Below are 623 nucleotides of genomic sequence, written 5' to 3'. Positions count from 1 at the left end.
GGCCGCGACGAGGAGCGCGGCGGCGGCGGCGATGAGGGGGCGCATGGAGGATCCCGAAACGTGGCGTCCGGGGCGGTGGTACGACGGTTCCGGGGCACGAGGCTAGACCGCCTCCGCGACGAAGCGGCGGCGGGCGGGGGCGTCGAGGCGGCCGGCGCCCGCCATGCGGACGATGCGGCGGAAATGGTCGCATTCCATCGGGCTCGGCGCCGGACAGGCCGCCGCGTGCCGCAAGCCGTCGCGCATGACGGCCAAGCGCTGGATGCGGCGGTCCAGTTCGTCGGCCTTGGCGGTCAGGCGCTCGCGCTCGATGCGAGGCTGGCCGTCGGGGGCGAACATGCGGGCGATCTCGTCCAGGGAGAAGCCGGCGGCCCGCCCCAGGGCGATGAGGGCCAGGCGCTCCAGCACCGCCGGGTCGAAGAGCCGCCGCGCGCCACGCCGGCCCACCGAAGCGATGAGGCCCTTCTCCTCGTAGAAGCGCAGCGTGGAGGCGGGAACGCCCGAGCGGCGCGCGACCTCGGCGATGTCGGGGAATTTCACCACTTGACCTCAAGTTGACTTGAACTTGCACGGTGCGGCGCATCACCCCCCGACGCAAGCCCCGAGGAGCCTTCGCCCATGCC

Annotated in this window: 1 protein-coding gene; it reads right to left on the bottom strand. The window is 73.5% G+C overall.

Going from position 1 to position 623, the window contains the following annotated elements:
* Positions 1–102: 102 nt before the first annotated feature.
* On the bottom strand, positions 103–540 hold the full coding sequence (locus AX721_RS12090; protein WP_068876264.1) for a helix-turn-helix domain-containing protein: 438 nt from the start codon (positions 538–540) through the stop codon (positions 103–105).
* Positions 541–623: the final 83 nt, after the last annotated feature.

It is taken from the genome of Phenylobacterium sp. CCH9-H3 (genome assembly GCF_001557235.1).
Lineage (GTDB): Bacteria > Pseudomonadota > Alphaproteobacteria > Caulobacterales > Caulobacteraceae > Phenylobacterium.
Note: the sequence above shows the minus strand (reverse complement) of the source record. Positions and strands in the feature narration are given on the sequence as shown.